The organism is Vibrio sp. Y176 (genome assembly GCF_033438945.1).
Genome location: NZ_JAWOQS010000145.1, coordinates 1 through 1,000, shown reverse-complemented (window position 1 = coordinate 1,000; position 1,000 = coordinate 1). Strand labels below are relative to the sequence as shown.

Sequence of the window (1,000 nt, the reverse complement as noted above, 5' to 3'; positions counted from 1 at the left end):
AATTCCGTAACCTTTTCTGCTTCTTAGGTTTAGGCTCTCGAGGTCTAAGCTCTGCCCATCTGTTGGCAGAAGTGTTGGCCTCCCAGATCTGTGGGGACCCGCTGCCACTCCCTGTCGATGTGCTGACAGAACTTCACCCAAGCCGTATGTGGGTACGCAAATTACGCAAAGGCAAAGCGATTACCGAGCTTTAAATCGGCACCAAGCAGACAACTACATAAATATTTAAGTAGATCAGGAATAAGAGATTCCCAAGCCCGCGAAATCACGCGCCGGGAATCTCTTTTTTAATGACGTATTACTTGAGCAATGCGACGGCTTGTTTCACTTGCTCTGCAATTTCTTGATTTACAATCTCACCCGACTCCAAGTCAAAGTTCTCGTAAAAACTTGGTACTGAAACCGACGCTTTAACGTCCGCTCCAAAAAATGGCGCTGAACCCGTTGCCGCCGCTAGCACGCTTTGTGCACCACCAGGGCCCGGTGACGTAGCAAGGTAAACTACCGGTTTATTTTGGAACACATTGCGCTCGATACGCGTTGCCCAATCGAACAAGTTTTTGTAAGCCGCAGCGTAAGAACCGTTGTGCTCTGCAAATGATACAACGATGGCATCAGCTTGCTCTAGCTCGCGTAAAAAAGCGATTGCACCTTCCGCTTGGCCGATTTCTTTCTCTTTGTCTTCACTAAACATTGGAACGTTGTAGTTGTTTAAATCCAACACGTTCACTTGCGCGCCTTCTACTTGTTGAGCGGCGTAAGTAGCAAGCGTTTTGTTGATTGAGGTTGAGCTGGTAGAAGCACCGAATGCGACAATTTTCATGGTTATATTCCTTTGTTCACGTTTTATGCTTTGCAGAATAAAAGTTAAACAGGCTGGCAACAACCACAAAAATCTTATGGAGAGATTCGAATATTTCGAAGGAGTTGATTTCAATTAAAAGGCGAGATAACGATAGAAAAGATATGCTCAGAAATAGCCAAGAAGCACGCCTAGAAT

The 1,000-nt window shown here is 45.5% G+C and carries 2 protein-coding genes; one reads left to right on the top strand and one right to left on the bottom strand.

What is annotated here, in order from left to right; all coding sequences use genetic code 11:
- Positions 1–194 (top strand): hypothetical protein (locus R7O13_RS24720; protein ID WP_318304916.1); only part of this gene is annotated, 194 nt, incomplete at its 5' end.
- A gap of 104 nt (positions 195–298) precedes the next feature.
- On the opposite strand, the gene R7O13_RS24715 is transcribed toward R7O13_RS24720, so the two are convergent.
- Positions 299–823, bottom strand: a complete 525-nt coding sequence (locus R7O13_RS24715; protein WP_005484580.1) for an NADPH-dependent FMN reductase — start codon at positions 821–823, stop codon at positions 299–301.
- Positions 824–1,000: the final 177 nt, after the last annotated feature.

Excerpts from the sequence above, each read along its gene's own strand:
- R7O13_RS24715 (WP_005484580.1), bottom strand. The coding sequence starts at position 823 with ATGAAAATTGTCGCATTCGGTGCTTCTACCAGCTCAACCTCAATCAAC.